The following is a 17,106-nucleotide window of genomic DNA, read 5'->3' on the forward strand; positions in this document are numbered from 1 at the left end:
CCTGCCGTGCCGGCGCCGCCCGCGGAGCGCGGCACGGCAACGGCAGGCGCCCCGCGCCCCGCGAACGGCCACCGTGCGCCCCGTTCGGACGCATCGTGGCTGGCCGGCCGGCGGGCCGCCTATGCTGAACAGCGATGTTCGCACCCGAGGGCCCCACCGTCCGTGAGCTCGCCGTCCAGGCGCTGTCGTCGGTCGAGCGCGGCTACGACCTGCTCGCGCCGAAGTTCGACCTGACGCCGTTCCGCACCCCGGACGCCGTCCTGGACGCCGTGGCGCGTGTGCTGCGCCCGCTCGGCCCCTTCGACCGGGGCCTGGACCTGTGCTGCGGCACCGGCGCCGGCATGGACGTCCTCGCCCAGGTGTGCCGGCGCAGCATCACCGGCCTCGACATCAGCGCGGGCATGCTCGCCCGGGGCCGCGCCGGCTGGCCGCGCGCCCGGCGCGGCCCCGCTCCGCAGCCCTGGCCCACGGCGGCCGCGGGTCCCGCCCCGAGTACCGGGCCCGTACAGAGCGTGCGGCCGCTCGCCGCCCCGCGCCCCGCTCGGGGTGCGGCGCCCACCAGGGCGCGGGTCGGCTGGGTGCGAGCCGACGCCATGGCTCTGCCGTTCGGCGCCGCATTCGACCTGGTGGTCAGCTTCGGTGCCTTCGGGCACTTTCTGCCATCCGCGCGACCGGCGCTGTTCACCCAGGTCAAGCGGGTGCTGCGGCCCGGTGGGCGGTTCGTCTTCCCGGTGGTCGCGCCCGCCAGGCCCGGGAGCCGCGGGTACTGGATGCTGCTCGGGTTCGATATGGCGATGCGGGTGCGCAACGCGGTGTGGCGACCGCCCTTCGTCATGTACTACCGGACCTTCCCGCCGGGCCGGGTCTGCCGGGAGCTGCGGCAGGCCGGCTTCGGGGTGCGGGTACGCGCGCTGCCGGAGCTGGGCCTGCGGCCCGACGGCAGCCCGCGCTGTGCGGTGATCGTGGCCACCCTGCCCGACGGCCGCTGAGCGCCCGTCGAGCGGTCGGTCGCGGGCCGCCGGGCGGGGTGGCCGCATGCGGGCCCCGGCCGCTCAGCCGGCCTCGGCCGTGAGCCCGAGGCCCGTGAACCCCGGGCTGCGGTCGACGGTCTCGAAGAGGCGGTTGGCGGGCCGCGGCAGACCGTAGTGCTCGCGCAGCGTGCTGCCGGTGTACTCGGTGCGGAACAGCCCACGCCGCTGCAGGATCGGCACCACCTCGTCCACGAACCTCTCCAGCCCGGACGGCAGCACGGCCGGCATGATGTTGAACCCGTCCGCGGCCCCGCTGTCGTACCAGTGCTCGATGGTGTCGGCGATCTGCTCGGCCGTCCCCGCGAAGGTGCGGTGGCCGCGCCCGCCGCCGAGTCGTCCGATCAACTGCCGTACCGTCAGCCGTTCCCGCCTGGCCAGTTCCACGACCAGGGTGTAGCGGCTCTTGGCCCCCTCGATCTCGTCCTCCGCAGGCAGGTCCCCGGGCAGTTCCTCGTCGAGTGCGAGGGCCTCTGGGGGCAGCCGCAGGGTTCTGGCGAGCTGCCGCCGGGCGTACTCGGGCACGATCAGCCGGTCGAGCTCGGCGTCCAGCTCCCGGGCCTGTGCCTCGGTGTCCCCGAGCACCGGCACGACACCGGGCAGGATCCTGATGCCGTCCGGATCCCGGCCGATCAGCTCGGCGCGCCGCTTCACGTCCTTGTAGAAGGCGATGGCCTCCTCCAGGGTCTGCTGCGCGGTGAACACGGCCTCCGCGTAGCGCGCGGCGAACTCCCTGCCGTCCTCGCTCGAACCGGCCTGCACCAGCAGCGGGTAGCCCTGCGGGGGGCGCTGGAGGTTCAGCGGTCCGTCGACCCGGAAGAACTCACCGCGGTGGCCGATGCGGCGCACCCGGTCGGCCCTGGCGTGCACCCCGCTCTCCTTGTCGGCCACCACCGCGTCATCGGCCCAACTGTCCCACAGCTTGGTGGAGACCTCGACGAACTCCGCGGCCCGCCGGTAGCGGTCGCGGTGCAGCGGGGTGTCGTCGAGGCCGAAGTTGCGGGCCGCGTCCGCGCCCGCGGTGGTGACGATGTTCCAGCCCGCCCGGCCGCCGGAGACATGGTCCAGCGAGGCGAACCGGCGGGCCAGGTTGTAGGGGTCGTTGTAGCTGGTGGAGGCGGTGGCGATCAGGCCGATCCGGCTGGTCGCGCCGGCCAGCGCGGTCAGCAGCAGGGTGGGTTCGAGACGGCTGGACGGCCGGCGCCCCGGGTCCCCCTGGAGGGCGGGACTGTCCGCGAGGAACAGCGAGTCCAGCTTTCCGCGCTCCGCGGTGCGGGCCAGGTGCTTGTAGTGCTCGACGCCGGGTCCGGTCAGGCGCTCGCTCTCCGGCAGCCGCCAGGCCGCCTCGTGGTGGCCCGCGGCCATCAGGAACGCGTTGAGGTGCATCGGGGTGCGGTCAGTCCTGCGGGACATGCCGGGTCTTCTCCTTGTGGGGCCGGGAGGCGGGGCTGACGCCGAGGACCGCGGCGGCCGGCGGCGCGGCCGCCTGCGGGGGTCCGGTCCGCGCGGATGGGGCCTGCGCGGGTTCGGCGGTGACGCCGAGGGCCTTGAGCAGCGTCTCGCGGTACTCCTCGAAACGGGGGTCGCGCCGGGTCCGGGGTGTGGGCAGGTCGACCGCGAGGTCGACGGAGATCCGGCCGTCCTCCAGGACCAGTACCCGGTCGGCCAGCTCCACGGCCTCGTCGACGTCGTGGGTGACCAGCAGCACGGCGGGCCGGTGCCGCTCGTACAGCTCGCGGAGCAGGCCGTGCATCCTGATCCGGGTGAGCGCGTCCAGCGCGCCGAACGGCTCGTCCGCCAGCAGCAGTTCGGGGTCGCGCACCAGGGCGCGGGCGAGGGCGGCGCGCTGCTGTTCGCCGCCGGACAGCTCGTGCGGCCACGCCTTCTCCCGGCCTTCGAGGCCGACCTCCGCCAGCGCCGCGCTGCCGCGCTGCCGGGCCTGCCGATCCCGCATGCCGAGGATCACGTTGTCGAGCAGCCGCAGCCAGGGCAGCAACCGGGAGTCCTGGAAGGACAGCGAGACACGCTCCGGAACCACCAGCTCGCCCGAGCCCGCCACCCGGTGGTCCAGCCCGGCCACGGCCCGCAGCAGGGTGGACTTGCCGGAGCCGCTGCGCCCCAGCAGGGCGATGAACTCACCCGGCGCCAGGGTCAGATCGAGCTCCTTGAGGACCGCCCGGCCGCCGAAGCGCCGCACCAGCCGGGTGGCGCGGACGGCGGGAGCCGCGGCCCGCCCGCCGGCCACCGGGCCGCGGCTCCCGCCGTCCGCGCCCGGCCGCCCCGCACGGCTCGCGGCGGCGGTGGCCGCGCTCCCGGTCAGCTCGCCAGTGTGCGACGCCATGCCAGCACCCTCCCCTCGACCGCGCGGACCAGGGCGTCGGACAGGAAGCCGAAGACGCCGTAGACCACGAGCCCGACGACGATCACATCGGTCTGCGCGTACTGCTGGGCCTGGAACATCATGTAGCCGATGCCGCTGGTGGCGTTGATCTGCTCGACCACGATCAGGCCCAGCCAGGACGAGGTCACCGCGAGCCGCAGGCCGACGAAGAACCCGGGCAGCGACCCGGGTACGACGACCTTGCGCAGGAACTGCCAGCGGTTGAGCTCCAGCGACTCGGCCAGCTCCACGTGCCGGCTGTCGATGCCCGTCAGCGACGCGTACGTGTTGATGTACATGTTGACCGCGACACCCAGGGCGATGACGGTCACCTTCATCTGCTCGCCGATGCCCAGCCACAGGATCAGCAGCGGCAGCATGGCCAGGGACGGAATGGCGCGCTTGATCTGCAGCGGCCCGTCGACGAGGTACTCACCGAGCCGGCTCAGCCCGGCCACCACGGCCAGGGCCACCCCGGTGACCACACCGAAGAACAGCCCGAGCCCGGCGCGCTGCAACGAGATCAGCGCGCTGTCCTGGAGCCGGCCGTCGGAGACCAGGTCGCCCGCGGTGGACAGCACCGTGCCCGGCCCCGAGAGGATCCGAGGATCGAGCACACCGAGCGCGGAGGCCGCCCACCAGACGGCGATCAGCAGCACGGGCCCGAGCAACCGCCCGAACGGCACGCGCCGGCCCGGCCCGAGCCTGCGGCGCACCCGTCGGGCGGTCGGCGGGGACGCGGCGGCGGACGGCGTGCCGCGCAGGCCGGCGGCGCCGGCGGCGGTCTCGGGGGCCCGGACGTCCGACAGCGTGCCACTCACGGTGCCTCCCGGTAGCCGGCCGGTACGGCGCGGGCCGCGAGGCCCTCGAACCGGCGGTCGAAGAGCGGGGACGCTTCCAGCTTCCTGACGAAGCCGCCCGCGGCCATCAGGTCCGCGGTCTGCTGCTCCCAGGCGATGGCCTTGTCCCAGCTCTGCGGGAACCTCGGTGCGGCGAGCGAGTCCACGATGCGCTTGCCGTCCGCCCTGGTGACGCCCTGGTCCCTGACGTAGTAGGTGTCGATCCAGGCGTCGGTGTGCTCCCAGGCCCACACCTGCCCCTGGGCCCACAGCGGTACGAAGCGCCGTACGGCGGCGAGCTTGTCCGGGTCGTCCAGCACCTCGACCGGTGCCCACAGGACGGTGAGCAGGTCCACGACGTCCGTCGTCAGCCGCCGGGCGCCGTCACCGGCGTACTGGTCGAGGTACTTGGTCAGCGTCGGTTCGTTGAGCGGTGCCACGTCCACCTGGCGGGACTGCAGCGCCGTGAGGAACTGCGTGCTGGGCAGCGGCACCAGTGTCGCGTCGTCGTAGCTCAGGCCCGCCTCCTTCAGCGCGCGCAGGACGACGACACCCTGTGCCTGGCCCTGGGAGAACGCGATCTTCCGGCCGCGGAAGTCGGCTGCGCCCCTGATCGCCGAGCCGGGTGCCGTGGCGAACGAGTAGACGGGGACGGTGCGCGTCTGGACGGCCACGATCCTGGTCTGCACCCCGATCGAGGCGGCCTGGATCGGGGGGATGCCGGCGTTGGCCGCCAGATCGATGGAGTGCGCGCGGAAGCCCTGGATGATGTCGGGGCCTGCGGTCAGGTTCGGCCACTGCGCAACGGTGAATCCCAGCTTCCGGCGGAGCCCGGACGCGGCGAGCTGCAACTGCGCGGTGTGGATGGATATGGACAGCCGGGTACCGCGGGAGGGGGCACGGGTCGGCAGGGCGCCGGTGGGCGCGGGTCTGGTGGCGGCGTCCGAGGGGGCGATACAGCCGCTGAGGCCGAGACCGAGGGCCGTACCGCCGGCCAGCGCGAGGAGTTGCCTGCGGCCGGCCATGTCAGGCGACGTGCGGTTGGGCATCGCTGATGTCCGTTCGGGTTCGGAGCGAGTGGTAGGCGCCGTCGTGGTAGAGCAGTGGGTCGCGGTCCGCATCGAGCCAGGAGTCCAGCACCCGGCAGACGACGATGTGGTGGTCACCGGCCGGAATGCGCCGTTCGACGCCAAGGCGCAGCCGGCCGGCGACCCCGTCGAGCACGGGCTCGCCCGTGGGCAGGCGCCGCCAGCTCGTCGGCTTGGCGAAGCGGTCGATGCCGCTGGTGGCGAAGCGGCGGGCGAGTGGCTCCTGTTCGGCGCCGAGGAAGTGCACGACGGCCGTTTCCGCGCTCTCGACGTGCGGCCACGAGGAGGCGGTGTCCGCGATCGCGAAGGACACCAGCGGCGGGGCCGGCGAGAGCGAGGTGAGCGAGGTGGCGGTGAAACCGGCAGGCCCCCGGCCGGCGTCCAGCGTGACCACCACCACCCCCGCGGGGTGACGGCGGAACGCCTGCCTGAAACGGTCCTGGGCGATACCGGGCGAGGACCCCGGTGGAACGGCGGCCACGGTCATGGAACCTCCGGGACGGGGAGAAGGCGGAAAGGGAGGGGGTGCGGGAGAACGCAAGGCGGCGTCGGGGCAGCGCGACCCGGGCGGCGGGGCGCCGGGGAAGACCAGGACGACGCAGGGCGGCAAGGGACGGGGGGACAGCGAAGGAGGGGGGAGGGCCGGCACCGGGGGACGGCGCCACCGCAGTGCGCCGGTCCGGCCCGGGTACGGCCGGTGCGCGGCGTCCGCGATGTGCCGGGCGCTCGGCCGCCCGCAGGGCGAACGGCCTTCGTGGGCCTTCTCGCGGATGCCGCAGGGGTCCCTCACCGGGGGCGGGGGGATCCGCCGTGGCGGCGGGGCGCCCTCACCGGAGGCGAAGGGACCCGCCGGGGTGTCAGAGCCCGGTCACGGGCGACAACAAGAGCGGCGCGGACGCATCCGCGCAGGCGCAGCCACGGGGCCGTGCAGCGCCACCGGGGGCGTGTACGGGGCATTCCGCTGCGAGTTGCTCATGAATCCATCTTCGTCGGGGCGGCAGCGGCCGGTCAACAATGCAAGTCCCTGAATTAAGTCGGCTCGGTCGCTTCCGCCGGGCTCCGGGGGGCTCCGCCGGCTCCAGTGCTGAGCCTGGTGCCGTGGCTGCGTGGTCCGCTGCCGCCGCCGTGCGTCCACGGCGCGCGTGTGCCGGAAGCGGGCGGCGGAGGCGCGGCGGACGCCCCGGGCAGGCCGGTCCGGGCCGGCGGGGCCGGTCCGCCGCCCCTCGCTCTCAGGAGGGGGCGCCCAGTGCCAGCGTCGGCCAGGGGCCGAGCGGATCGGCGTACAGGGCGCCGAGCGCCACCGAGGCGCCGGCCACCGCAAGCACGGAACCGGTGAAGCTGCTGGGCACGACGGCCCGCGCCGGGTCCTCGCACACCCGGGACCGCTCGGCCACCTCGGCCCGCAGTGCCGCCGTGCACTCGGGCAGCCGCCCGGTGCCCGGCTCGACGACCACCAGCACCGCAGGGTCGAACATGTCGAGCAGCAGCGCCGCCGCCCGGCCGACCCGCCGCGCCCGGTCGGCGAAGAGCGCCCGGGCCCGCGGCTCGCCCGCCAGGGCCAGGTCGAGCAGGGCCGGGAAGTCCGGTACGGCCGGCCCCTGCTCCGCCGCGCGCCGCACCATCGCGGGTTCCGACACCTGAGCCTGCAGGCACTCCGTCGAACCGCAGGTGCAGGGCTCCTGCACCGTGGGGTCCGGGGCCCGGGGCGGGGCGCCCACCGGGAGGTGGGCGACGGAGCCCGCCCCTGCGTGCGGGCCGAGGTGGACCGTCCCGGCGGTGGTGAAGGCGGCGTCCACCACGGTGCCGACGAACAGCAGCACCGCGCTGTCCCGGGTCGAGGGCTCGCCGATCAACTGCTCTGCACGGGCCAGGGCGCGGGCGTGGCTGTCCACGTGCACCGGCAGGCCGGTCGCGCGGTGCAGCACCTCGCGCGCCGGCACCTCGCGCCAGCCGAGCTGCGGGTGGTCCACGATCGTGCCGGCCGCCGGATCCACCCGGTGGCCGGTGGCCACCCCGAGGGCGAGCACGGTCCGTCCGGCGGCGTGCCGGGCCACCAGGCGCGGCAGGCGCGCGGCCAGGCCGTGCAGCACGGCACCGGGCTCAGTGCCCCGGTGCGGCCGGCGTTCCTCGGCCACGATCCGGCCGCGCAGGTCCATCAGCGACAGCGTCACGTGCCGTACGGCGATGTGGGCGCCGGCGACCAGGTGCCGACCGGTGTCTATCTCCAGCGGGATGTGCGGCCTGCCGAGCCCCCGCGGCCCGGTGGTCTCGCTGCCCTCCCTGATCAGTCCGCGCTCCAGCAGGTGCCCGCAGTGGCCGGTGACGGAGGCGGGCGAGAGGCCGGTGAGCCGTGCGACGGTGCTGCGGGCCACCGGGCCGTGGTCGAGGATCGCCCCCAGCACCGCGTGCGTACCCGGCGGGCGGCGGGCGGGTCCTGCGGGGAGGTCGGAGCGGCGGGGTGCGGTGCGGCGGTGGGCGGGCGCCTGGGGTCCGTTCACGGGGGCCTTCCGGGGGTGCGGCAGTGGGCGGGGGCGCCCCGCGGCCCGGTGCCGGGGCTGGACGGAGCGCGTCCGCCGGAGCGGCACCGGGGCTGCCGTGGCCCGGAGAGCCCTTCGCACGGGTCCCGTCGGCACGGTCGCCGGGCCGGTGCCGCACCGGCGCTCTGGCGTGGCGCCGTACGGGGCGGGGGCCGCCGTGGGCGCTCAGGGCCGCCGACACGCAGCGGAACACACACGCTTCAGGTCGACGTGACCTCGCACGGTCAGGAGCGCGGATCGCTGCATGGGGCGCAAGGTATCCGCAGCGGCTCGGACCGGTCAAAGGGCTGCCCGCATCATGGACGGCGGCCCGACCACCGCCGCGGGCACCGGTTCAGACATGGGGCCTGACGAACTCGTAGCCCTTGTCGAGCAGCCGTGGCAGGTAGTCGGAGACCGCCCGCACGGTCTGGGACCGGTCGCCGCCGCCGTCGTGCTGAAGGATGATGCTGCCCGGCTCGATGCCCCGGGTGACGGCCCTCTTGATGCTGCCGATGCCCGGACGCGCCCAGTCGTTGGTGTCGATGGACCAGCCGAGCGGCTCCATGCCGAGCCTCGCGCACACGCGCAGGGACGGTGCGTCCCACTCGCCGTAGGGCGCACGGCACCAGCGCGGCGGTGCGTCGAGCACCCGCTCGATGACGTCGCTCGTCCTGCCCAGTTCGTCCTTGACCTTGCCGAGCGAGAGCGTCGTCAACTGCGGGTGCGTGTAACTGTGGTTGGCGACCACGTGCCCGCCGGCGGCGATGTCGTGCAGCAGCCGGGGGAAGGCGGCGGCGTTCTCGCCGATGACGAAGAACGTCGCCTGCACCCGGTAGGTGCGCAGCACGGCCAGTACCTGCGGGGTGAAGTCGGGATCCGGGCCGTCGTCGAAGGTCAGGGCCACGGCGCGGGCCCGGCCGGGCAGGGTGAGCTCCGCGTGGGTGCGTACCTGCGGGTGGAAGGCCGGGGTGCCGAGTGCCGAGTCGCCGGCGATCGGGCGCAGCCGGTAGGCACCCCGCCGGGCCGCCGCCGCGGGCACGGGCCCGGGGCGCGGGGCACTCGACGGCCGCCGGGGGCGTGCCGATGCGCTCTTCGCCGGGGCGCGCCGTGACGCACCGGACTTGCCGGGAGTGGCCTCGGGGCCCGCCGAGGGCGTGCCGGAGGCCGAGGCGCGTGCACGCGAAACGGTGTGGTCGGCGGGCCTGGACAGCAGGACGGCCGAGCCGGTCGCTGCCGCTGCTCCCACACCGAGAGCGCTGACCAGGAACCATCGGCGCGTATTCATATGATTATCGGATCGCATTTCTCCTCGATGCCACGGAAACCGGATGTATCAGCAGTAAGGGCCTCCAACACGCCGATTTCTTCACGCCAACGGAGCAGCGGGAGGCGGCCCCGCAGCGTCTGAGGGGCCGGGGACGGCGCCACCCGCCGCCGGGAGCGCGTCGCGGGGACCGGGCCCGGCGGGCGAGACGGGGGCGGTCCTGCAGGCGGCGTGGAAGGCCGCGGGGAAGCCGCGGGGCGGCGGACCGGGATGGCGGTATCCGCCTCGACCCGGTGCCGGCCACGGCCTAGGATCGCGGTACGGCATCGCGTGCCGGTCACCGACCGGGTGAGGCATGGAGGTGCCCGTGAGATTGCCTCCGGAGGCATTCCACAGTGTCAGTCGAGTTGAACCACACCATCGTGCACGCCCGGGACAACCGGGAATCCGCAGAATTCCTCGCGCACATCCTGGGACTCGAGGTCGGGGCCGAGTGGGGCCCGTTCGTCCCCGTCGCCACCGCCAACGGCGTCACGCTGGACTTCGCCAGCATCCCGCCCGAGTCCATCACCCTGCAGCACTACGCGTTCCTCGTCTCCGACGACGAGTTCGACGCGGCCTTCGAGCGGATCGAGGAGCGCGGCCTCACGTACTACGCCGATCCGCACGGCAAGCAGCCGGGGGAGATCAACCACCACCACGGCGGACGCGGCGTGTACTTCATGGATCCCGCGGGCCACGGCATGGAGATCATCACCAGGCCGTACGGCAGCCATCCCGAGCCGGCCGGGCGGTCGTAGGGCAGGGGCTCCTGCCGGCCGGGCTGCCCGGCGGTCACCCGAGCTGCGACCGGGCCGCCCCGGTCGCCGGCCGCCCGGTCGCGGGGCCGCACCCGGACGTCCGGACGTGCGGCGGTGACGTCGCCCCTGTGAGCGCACGCCCGCGTGACGGCGTCCGGTGTGAGCGCACCACCGTGCGAGCGCACCACTGTGTGACCGCGCCCCCGTGTGAGCGCACCACGACCGGACCGCCCGCCGTCCGACCCGGCGTGGCGGTCGCCGTGCCGTGGTTGTTGCGGAGATGTGAACACTCGCGTGACCGGGAATAGCAGCGGGCCGTGCCGTCCTTGCAGTTGGCGGTCACCGGGTGGACGACCGGCGCACCTCGGTGCGGGGAAGGAGAGGGAGCGGATGGGCAAGGCGTATGCGTACACCGGCTTCGGAGGCCCGGAGGTGGAGGCCTTCATCGACAGGCCGGTGCCCGAGCCCGGTGCCGGGGAACTGCTCGTCGCGGTCCGCGCCGCGGGGGTCAACCCCGTCGACTGGAAACTGCGCACCGGCTACACCAGGCCGGGCGCCGCCCCCACGGCACTGCCTGCCGTCTTCGGCAGCGAGGCCGCCGGGACCGTCGAGCGGATCGGGCCCGGCGTCGAGGGCTTCACCGTCGGGGACGCGGTCTTCGGCAGCACCATCGCCGGCGCGTACGCCGAGCACGCCCTCCTCCCGGTGGGCATCGCCGCGCACAAGCCGCAGGACCTCTCCTTCGCGGACGCCGCGGCACTGCCCGTCGCCGCGGCCACCGCCTACGACGGTGTCCGCCAGCTCGGCCTGCCCACCGGTGCGACCCTCCTCGTCACCGGCGCGGGAGGCGGCGTGGGCGTGGCCGCCGTGCAGGTCGCCCGCGCGCAGGGGCTGCGCGTCGTCGGCGTGGCGAGCGACGGCAAGAAGGACCTTGTGACCTCGCTCGGCGCGGTGCACGTGGTCTCCGGACCTGGCCTCGCCGACCGGGTACGGGCCGCCGCGCCCGACGGCGTCGACGCCGTCTTCGACCTGGTCGGCGGTGAGGTGCTGGAGGCCGCCGCGACCCTGCTGGGCGACCGCACGAAACTCATCACCGCGGCGGACCGGGAGGGGGTGGCCCGCCTCGGCGGCTCCCCGGTGGTACGCGCCCGCACCGCCGCCGTGCTCGACGAGGTCGCGGCCCTGGCCGTCAGCGGCGTGCTGCGGCCGCACGTGACGGCCGTCTTCCCGCTGGAGCGGGCCGCCGAGGCGCTGCGCGCGGTCGAGGAAGGGCACGCACGCGGCAAGGTCGTCATCGAGGTGGGTGCGTGACCGCCGGACACCGCCCGCATCCTCTGGACAATCCGGCGCACGGCGCGCTGACCGGGGCGCACGCACACTTCGCGGAGCGCAGGGGACGCGTGCTGCGCTACCAGGTGGACGTGTCGACCTGGCTCGCCCTGCCCGACGACCCGGGCCCGCGGGACTGGGCCGACCTCGCCGCGCTCGCGGGACCGGGTGCCGACGTGGCACTGCCCGGGGTGCGGGCGCCCCTGCCCCCCGACTGGCAGGTGACGTCCACGGTGCCCGGTGTGCAACTCGTCGACGACGGCGTCGAAGCCGCCCCCGACGAGGAGGCCAGGCGTCTCACGGTGGCCGACGTGCCCCGGATGCTGGACCTGGTGGCACGCACGGAGCCGGGCCCGTTCAGGCGGCGCACCATAGAACTCGGCACCTACCTGGGCATCCACCGGCAGGGCCGGCTGGTCGCGATGGCGGGGGAGCGGCTGCACCCGCCCGGCTGGACGGAGATCAGTGCCGTCTGCACCGACCCGGATTTCCGCGGCCAGGGCCTGGCGACCCGGTTGATCCGGGCGGTGGCCGCAGGGATCAGGGACCGCGGTGAGACGCCGTTCCTGCACACCGGGGCCCACAACGCCACGGCCCTGCGGCTCTACGAGTCGCTCGGCTTCCGGCTGCGCCGCACCACGGTGTTCCTCAGTGCGCGGACCCCGCAGGCCGCGCCCGACCGGCGCACGCCCGAGGTGGTCTGACGCGGACGGGGAGCCCCCGGCCGCACCGGGGCTTGCCGCCCTCCCGCCGGGTCATCCCTCGCCGGCGCCGCCGTCCCGCCGGGTCTCCTGCTGCGGGTCGTGGCCGTTGTACCGCTCCAGGAACGCGGCGAACGCCATGAGGTCGGCCCGCGGCCAGTCGGCCAGGCGCGCGTCGAAGGCGGCCCTGCGGCTCTCGGTGACCTCGGCGAGGACGGCGGTGCCCTTCTCGGTGAGGTCGAGCACCTGGCCGCGGTGGTCGCCGGGGTCCACCTCGCGGCGCACCAGGCCGCACCGCTCCAGGGCCGCCACCTGCCTGCTCACGGTCGACTTGTCGAGGGCGTAGTGGGCGGCCAGGTCCGTGGCCCGGCAGCCGTCGCGCTCCTCCAGGTGGCTCAGCAGGGTGTACGCGACGAAGGAAAGCTGCGGGTGCATCCGCCCGGCCAGGGCGCGGGCCCGCCGGGCGAAGGCCGTCAGCTCCCGGTGGATGACCTCGACGGCCTCCTCCTCGGCACGCTCCGCCGAGATCCCCTCGGCACGCTCCACAGCCGTCACGACGCTCCCTCCCGCCGGCGCGCCCGCCGCGCCCGCCATCCGGTTCAGTTGCATAATACAACCTTTGTGTCCCTGGGTAGACCCGCGACGACCGGGCGAGCGCCGCGCGGACGGGCGCCCCCGCCCCGGCGCTCAGTGCTCGGCCGGTTCGCTGACCACCTCCGCCACCCACCCGTAGGGCAGCTCGCCGCCGTCGACGGTGATCGCCTCGACCGCACCGGTCCGCGGGTCGATCTCCGCCTGCACACCGTGGCCGCTGTACCGCGGGAAGCCGGACACACCGAGGTCGCCCGTCGCCTCCACGGTGACGGTCCGCAGGCTGTTGCCGTGGTCCGGCCGGCCCTCGGCATCCGCCAGCCGGGGCTTGAGGGCCACGGTGTGGCGGCGGGGCGTGACGGTCATGATCCCGAGGGTATGTCCGGGCACCACCCGCCGCCCACCCCGCCGCACCGCTCAGGAGCCCCCGCGCACCAGCGTGGCGACCGTCGGATCCCAGTCCGCGGGCAGCGGGGCCGGTGGCAGGATCCGGCTCGCCGGTGTGCTGAACTCGCCCCGTGCCGCCGACTCGTCCACCGCCGTCATGGTCTGCAGCACATGCAGGGCCAGCGTGCCCGACGCCCGGTGCGGCCATCCGCCGCGTATCGCCCGTGCCATGTCGAGCACCCCGAGGCCCCGCCCGTCGGTGCGGCCGGTCACCGGCAGCTCGCGCCAGCTCTTCGCACCGTTCGCCCGCACCCGCAGCGGACCGCCGAACGCGCTGGGGTCGGGCACGCTGAGCATGCCCTCAGTGCCCGTGATGTCGAACTGCACACGGGGCAGCGCCGAGTCGAAGCTGAACGTCGAGTTGGACGTCGCCCCCGAGGCGAACTCCAGCAGCGCGCAGACGTGCGTGGGCACCGTGACGGGGAAGGTCTGCCCCGCCTTGGGCCCCGAGCCGACCGTGCGTTCCAGGCGGGCCCTGGTCGCCGTGGCCCCGACCCTGGTCACCCCGCCGAACAGCGCCACCAGGGCGGTCAGGTAGTTGGGGCCGAGGTCGAACAGCGGGCCGGCGCCCTGCTGGTAAAGGAACGCGGGATCGGGGTGCCAGGACTCCGGACCGAGGCCCTGCGTGACGGTCGTCGCCGCCACCGGGGTGCCTATGTGGCCCGCCTGCACGGCGCGCAGGGCGGACTGCAGGCCGGCACCCAGGAAGGTGTCCGGGGCGTTGCCGACCAGCAGCGCCCGCTCGGACGCCTCGGCGAGCAGCTTCTCCGCCTCGCTCGGGGTGAGGGTGATCGGCTTCTCGCCGTATACGTGCTTGCCCGCCCGCAGCGCCGCCGTCGCCACCTGGCCGTGGGCGGCCGGCACGGTGAGGTTGACGACCAGCTCGACCTCGGGCACCGAGAGCGCGGTGGCCAGGTCGCCGGAGACGGGCACGTCGTAGGCGCGGGCCGCGGCCAGGGCCCGCGAGGGGTCCAGGTCCGCGACCGCGAGCAGCCGCACGTCGGGAAAGCGGCTCAGGGTACTCAGGTACTGCTTGCTGATGACACCCGCGCCGACGACGGCGACACCGACGGGACCCCTGTTCATGCGGCCTCCAGGGCGGACACGTAGGCGCGGCTCGCCGCCAGCTCCGCGAACGGGTCGCCCGCGCACGCGTCGAACTCGACGATGCGCCAGGCGTCAGGTGCGGCCGCCAGTATCTCCGGCACCGGCATGGTGCCGCCGCCCACCGCCACGTTCGGCTCGCCCTTGACACCCGGGCCGTCCTTGATGTGCAGGGCGCGCACCCGGTCGCCGAGGCGGCGCAGTAGGCCGGGCACCTCGGCCCCGCCCACCGCCGCCCAGTAGGTGTCGATTTCGAGGAAGACGGCGGGGTCCAGGAGGTCGGCCAGTACCTCGATGGCGTGCAGACCGCCGAGCCGGGGCTCGATCTCCCACCAGTGGTTGTGGTAGCCGAGGCGCAGCCCCCGCTCGGCGGCCCGGGCGGACAACCGGTTGAGCAGGGCGGCGGCGCGGGCCAGGCCGTCGCGGCCGGTGAAGTCCTCGTGCGGGATGCCTGCGGGGACGATGGCGTCCGTGGCGCCGAGCAGGGCGACGGCGTCCAGGACGCGGTCGGGGTCGTGGCCTGGGTCCACCAACTGGCGCACGTGCACGCCGGAGACGGCGAGCCCGAGGTCGTCCAGCCGGCTGCGCAGCCCCTGCGGGTCGGTGAGCACGTCGAACGGTTCCACCGCGCCGAAGCCCATTCCGGCGAGGCGGGCCAGCGTGCCGTCGCGGTCGGCGGCGAGCTGATTCCGTACGGAGTACAGCTGAACGCTGAGCGGTCGTGGCATGAGCCCCCTCCTGTCGTCCTGGAGGAAGGTAATGCCCGGCCTCTCCTCTGCCAATGACCCGATTCCAGCCATGCCGGGCTTTTCCGGGCACACCGGGGCGCCCGGATGCACAAGAACGCGCACGGGCCGCTACGGGCGCCCTGGGAGCCGGCGTGCGGGCACGGGAGCGGCCGCCGCATCCGAGGGGGCTCCGGCCGTTTGCGCGGAGCGGGGCGGTCCCGGGCACACGCACGGCTGCCGTCCGCCCGAGCGGGTTCGGACGGACGGCAGCCGGCACGGGCGGGGACCCGGCGGTTCAGGCGCGCCGCTGGGTACGGCGACGGCGCAGGTACCAGGCCCCACCGCCCACCGCCCCGGCCACCAGGGTGCTGCCGATGGCGAGGGTGAGCGTGCTGTAGTCCGTCGACCCGCCGCCCACGCCGCCCTGCACACCGAGCGGCGGAGAGGCGGTGGGGGTGATCGTCACGGGCGGCGTGGTGGGAGGTCGGGTGGTGGGCAGGGGGGAGATGGTGGCCGGGGCCGTGGTGGCGCCGTTGGCGACGTGCACCGTGCCGGTGCCCGCGGTGGTGCCGTCGCTGCACATCACGATGACGGTGTGCGAGCCGGACGAGACGTTCGACCACGAGGCGCTCTGGCTGGTCCCCGAGCTCAGCATGGCCTGCCGGCCCTGGGCGAAGATGGCCTGCCCGCTCGACAGCAGCGAGGCGTTCCCGCCGTGCGGGCAGGCCGAGGTGGCGACCCGTACGGTCGAGCCGGTGGCGGACACGTTGACCCCCACCGCGGACGCTGTCTCCGCGGCCAGGGTGAGCGGCAGGGCGAGCGCGGCCGCGGTCAGGCCGGATCGGACGACTATCTGAGTAGTACGCATAGGATTGCCCTCCGGCTGCACGGTTGGCGGTACATCCCATGCGCCGCCGGAATCGGGAGAACCGTGCTGCCTACGACGAGCCAAAGCGCCCCGGGCGCGCCCCGCATGCCGACCGCCCCCGTGAGGGTGACGGGGTCCCTCGGACGGCGCACCAGGGCTTGCGCCCGCACCGTGCCGCCTGTCAAACGGTGCGGCGGTCCGCGGTGCCGGGTGGGCGACGGGCGCCGGCCGCCCGAGCCGCGGTGCCGGCCCGCCCCCGGGCTCACTCCTTGCGGTAGTCGTACGCCTCCGTGGCCGCTGCCGCGACCGCGTCGAGCGGAGCGCCCGCGGAAGCGGTGACCATGGCCGCGATCGCGCCCTCCACGAACGGTGCGTCGATCAGCCGGGTGTGCTCCGGAAGGTCCTCGCCCTCCGCGATGAGCGCCTTCACCGTGAGCACCGCACTGCCCAGGTCCGCCAGCACGGCCACCCCGGCGCCCCGGTCGACCTGCGCCGCGGCGGCCGCGATCAGCTCCGCACTGGTGCCCATGCCGCCGCCCTCGGTGCCGCCCGCGGGAGCCACGGGCGCCGTGGCGCCGCCGCCCGCGAGGCCCACCGCCAGCTCCGCGACGGCGGATGCCACCGTGGCGCTGTGCGAGACCAGCACGATGCCGACCTGCCCCGTGCCCTCGCCCGGGGCGTCCGGGCCCGGGGCCGGCGGCCGCTGCCCGCCCGTCGTGCCGCCCGCCTCACTCACCGGAGGTGTCCTCCTCGCCGGACGCCCCGGCCGTTTCGGCGAGTGCCGCCACCAGCAGCGCCGAGGACGTCGCCCCGGGGTCCTGGTGGCCGATGCTGCGCTCGCCCACATAGCTCGCCCGGCCCTTGCGGGCGAGCATCGGCGTGGTGGCCAGCGCGCCCTGCTCGGCGGCCTCCCGGGCCGCGGCGAACGAGGTCCTGAGCGCTGTGGCGGCCGGTACCAGCGCGTCCAGCATGGTCTTGTCGCCCGGTGTCGCGCCGCCGAGGCCCGCCACCGCGTCCACGCCCGTGCGCAGCGCCTCGGCCAGCTCGTCCCGGTCGACCTCCACCGCGTCGCCGAGCGCCTTGCCGGTGCGGCGCAGCAGCGTGCCGTACAGCGGGCCCGAGGCACCGCCCACCGTGGACACCAGCCGCCGCCCCGCCACGGCGAGCACGGCGCCCGGTGTGTCGGGGTGCTGCTCGTCCAGTGTCGCTATGACCGCCCTGAAACCGCGCAGCAGATTGCTGCCGTGGTCGGCGTCGCCGATCGGCGAGTCGAGCGCGGTGAGCCGGTCCGCGTCCCGCTCCACCCACGAGGCGGCCAGCGTCAGCCAGCGGCAGAAGAATTCGGCGTCGAGCACGGGATCTCCTTGGGAGGTCGATTCCAACGGGTGGCACGGCATGTGCCACCCGGACAGGACGGCGC

The 17,106-nt window shown here is 75.0% G+C and carries 18 protein-coding genes; 4 read left to right on the plus strand and 14 right to left on the minus strand.

Annotated elements, in window-relative coordinates:
- The first annotated feature begins 134 nt into the window (after window positions 1-134).
- The gene (locus IE313_RS04925; RefSeq protein ID WP_189929644.1) at window positions 135-989 is read left to right on the plus strand and encodes a class I SAM-dependent methyltransferase; all 855 of its coding nucleotides are present in this window, start codon (window positions 135-137) and stop codon (window positions 987-989) included.
- A 63-nt stretch (window positions 990-1,052) separates the two neighbouring features.
- Here IE313_RS04925 and IE313_RS04930 read toward each other — a convergent pair whose 3' ends face one another.
- The 7 genes from IE313_RS04930 to IE313_RS04960 all read right to left on the minus strand — a co-directional run bounded on the left by IE313_RS04930 (window position 1,053) and on the right by IE313_RS04960 (window position 9,139).
- Window positions 1,053-2,441, minus strand: a complete 1,389-nt coding sequence (locus IE313_RS04930; RefSeq protein ID WP_189929645.1) for an LLM class flavin-dependent oxidoreductase — start codon at window positions 2,439-2,441, stop codon at window positions 1,053-1,055.
- A complete protein-coding gene (locus IE313_RS04935) occupies window positions 2,425-3,369 on the minus strand; it encodes an ABC transporter ATP-binding protein (RefSeq protein ID WP_189929646.1) in 945 nt (314 codons plus the stop codon). The genes IE313_RS04930 and IE313_RS04935 overlap by 17 nt, the downstream gene beginning before the upstream one ends.
- Window positions 3,345-4,172 carry an ABC transporter permease gene (locus IE313_RS04940; protein WP_229924408.1) on the minus strand — a complete coding sequence of 276 codons (828 nt, stop codon included), beginning with the start codon at window positions 4,170-4,172 and terminating at the stop codon, window positions 3,345-3,347. Before IE313_RS04940 ends, IE313_RS04935 begins: the two co-directional genes overlap by 25 nt.
- Window positions 4,173-4,225: 53 nt before the next feature.
- Entirely contained in the window at window positions 4,226-5,296 is a 1,071-nt protein-coding gene (locus tag IE313_RS04945) for an ABC transporter substrate-binding protein (protein WP_189929648.1), read from the minus strand.
- Window positions 5,274-5,822 carry a flavin reductase family protein gene (locus IE313_RS04950; RefSeq protein WP_189929649.1) on the minus strand — a complete coding sequence of 183 codons (549 nt, stop codon included), beginning with the start codon at window positions 5,820-5,822 and terminating at the stop codon, window positions 5,274-5,276. The genes IE313_RS04945 and IE313_RS04950 overlap by 23 nt, the downstream gene beginning before the upstream one ends.
- A gap of 742 nt (window positions 5,823-6,564) precedes the next feature.
- Complete coding sequence (locus IE313_RS04955) at window positions 6,565-7,833, minus strand: ROK family transcriptional regulator (protein ID WP_189929650.1); 1,269 nt, start codon at window positions 7,831-7,833, stop codon at window positions 6,565-6,567.
- A 373-nt stretch (window positions 7,834-8,206) separates the two neighbouring features.
- Window positions 8,207-9,139: a polysaccharide deacetylase family protein gene (locus IE313_RS04960; protein WP_229924379.1), complete on the minus strand. Its 933-nt coding sequence runs from the start codon at window positions 9,137-9,139 to the stop codon at window positions 8,207-8,209.
- A gap of 374 nt (window positions 9,140-9,513) precedes the next feature.
- Here IE313_RS04960 and IE313_RS04965 point away from each other — a divergent pair, with 374 nt between their 5' ends.
- The 3 genes from IE313_RS04965 to IE313_RS04975 all read left to right on the plus strand — a co-directional run bounded on the left by IE313_RS04965 (window position 9,514) and on the right by IE313_RS04975 (window position 11,951).
- Window positions 9,514-9,918, plus strand: coding sequence for a VOC family protein (locus IE313_RS04965; RefSeq protein ID WP_189929652.1), 405 nt, complete (start codon window positions 9,514-9,516; stop codon window positions 9,916-9,918).
- A gap of 390 nt (window positions 9,919-10,308) precedes the next feature.
- Window positions 10,309-11,229 (plus strand): NADP-dependent oxidoreductase, encoded by a 921-nt coding sequence (locus tag IE313_RS04970; RefSeq protein ID WP_189929653.1) that lies wholly within the window; start codon window positions 10,309-10,311, stop codon window positions 11,227-11,229.
- A complete protein-coding gene (locus IE313_RS04975) occupies window positions 11,226-11,951 on the plus strand; it encodes a GNAT family N-acetyltransferase (protein WP_189929654.1) in 726 nt (241 codons plus the stop codon). The genes IE313_RS04970 and IE313_RS04975 overlap by 4 nt, the downstream gene beginning before the upstream one ends.
- Before the next feature lie 51 nt (window positions 11,952-12,002).
- Here the strand turns inward: IE313_RS04975 and IE313_RS04980 are convergent, their stop codons facing one another.
- From IE313_RS04980 to dhaL, 7 genes are all read right to left on the minus strand, one after another.
- Complete coding sequence (locus IE313_RS04980; protein ID WP_229924380.1) at window positions 12,003-12,503, minus strand: MarR family winged helix-turn-helix transcriptional regulator; 501 nt, start codon at window positions 12,501-12,503, stop codon at window positions 12,003-12,005.
- Between the two features lie 132 nt (window positions 12,504-12,635).
- A complete protein-coding gene (locus IE313_RS04985; protein ID WP_189929655.1) occupies window positions 12,636-12,905 on the minus strand; it encodes a hypothetical protein in 270 nt (89 codons plus the stop codon).
- A gap of 51 nt (window positions 12,906-12,956) precedes the next feature.
- Window positions 12,957-14,072, minus strand: a complete 1,116-nt coding sequence (locus tag IE313_RS04990; protein ID WP_189929656.1) for a Gfo/Idh/MocA family protein — start codon at window positions 14,070-14,072, stop codon at window positions 12,957-12,959.
- Complete coding sequence (locus tag IE313_RS04995) at window positions 14,069-14,818, minus strand: sugar phosphate isomerase/epimerase family protein (RefSeq protein ID WP_189929657.1); 750 nt, start codon at window positions 14,816-14,818, stop codon at window positions 14,069-14,071. The genes IE313_RS04990 and IE313_RS04995 overlap by 4 nt, the downstream gene beginning before the upstream one ends.
- 295 nt (window positions 14,819-15,113) lie before the next feature.
- Window positions 15,114-15,686, minus strand: a complete 573-nt coding sequence (locus tag IE313_RS05000; protein WP_189929658.1) for a hypothetical protein — start codon at window positions 15,684-15,686, stop codon at window positions 15,114-15,116.
- Window positions 15,687-15,948: 262 nt separating this feature from the next.
- On the minus strand, window positions 15,949-16,335 hold the full coding sequence (locus tag IE313_RS05005; protein WP_229924409.1) for a PTS-dependent dihydroxyacetone kinase phosphotransferase subunit DhaM: 387 nt from the start codon (window positions 16,333-16,335) through the stop codon (window positions 15,949-15,951).
- A 79-nt stretch (window positions 16,336-16,414) separates the two neighbouring features.
- The gene (gene dhaL / locus IE313_RS05010; protein ID WP_189929660.1) at window positions 16,415-17,041 is read right to left on the minus strand and encodes a dihydroxyacetone kinase subunit DhaL; all 627 of its coding nucleotides are present in this window, start codon (window positions 17,039-17,041) and stop codon (window positions 16,415-16,417) included.
- Window positions 17,042-17,106 lie beyond the last annotated feature (65 nt).

This window comes from Streptomyces sulfonofaciens (assembly GCF_014656295.1).
Classification (GTDB): domain Bacteria; phylum Actinomycetota; class Actinomycetes; order Streptomycetales; family Streptomycetaceae; genus Streptomyces; species Streptomyces sulfonofaciens.

Coding starts and splice junctions, on each gene's coding strand:
- IE313_RS04970 (WP_189929653.1), top strand. CDS start 10,309: ATGGGCAAGGCGTATGCGTACACCGGCTTCGGAGGCCCGGAGGTGGAG.
- IE313_RS04945 (WP_189929648.1), bottom strand. CDS start 5,296: ATGCCCAACCGCACGTCGCCTGACATGGCCGGCCGCAGGCAACTCCTC.
- IE313_RS04950 (WP_189929649.1), bottom strand. CDS start 5,822: ATGACCGTGGCCGCCGTTCCACCGGGGTCCTCGCCCGGTATCGCCCAG.
- IE313_RS04925 (WP_189929644.1), top strand. CDS start 135: ATGTTCGCACCCGAGGGCCCCACCGTCCGTGAGCTCGCCGTCCAGGCG.
- IE313_RS05000 (WP_189929658.1), bottom strand. CDS start 15,686: ATGCGTACTACTCAGATAGTCGTCCGATCCGGCCTGACCGCGGCCGCG.
- IE313_RS04935 (WP_189929646.1), bottom strand. CDS start 3,369: ATGGCGTCGCACACTGGCGAGCTGACCGGGAGCGCGGCCACCGCCGCC.
- IE313_RS04985 (WP_189929655.1), bottom strand. CDS start 12,905: ATGACCGTCACGCCCCGCCGCCACACCGTGGCCCTCAAGCCCCGGCTG.
- IE313_RS04995 (WP_189929657.1), bottom strand. CDS start 14,818: ATGCCACGACCGCTCAGCGTTCAGCTGTACTCCGTACGGAATCAGCTC.
- IE313_RS04960 (WP_229924379.1), bottom strand. CDS start 9,139: ATGAATACGCGCCGATGGTTCCTGGTCAGCGCTCTCGGTGTGGGAGCA.
- IE313_RS04990 (WP_189929656.1), bottom strand. CDS start 14,072: ATGAACAGGGGTCCCGTCGGTGTCGCCGTCGTCGGCGCGGGTGTCATC.
- IE313_RS04930 (WP_189929645.1), bottom strand. CDS start 2,441: ATGTCCCGCAGGACTGACCGCACCCCGATGCACCTCAACGCGTTCCTG.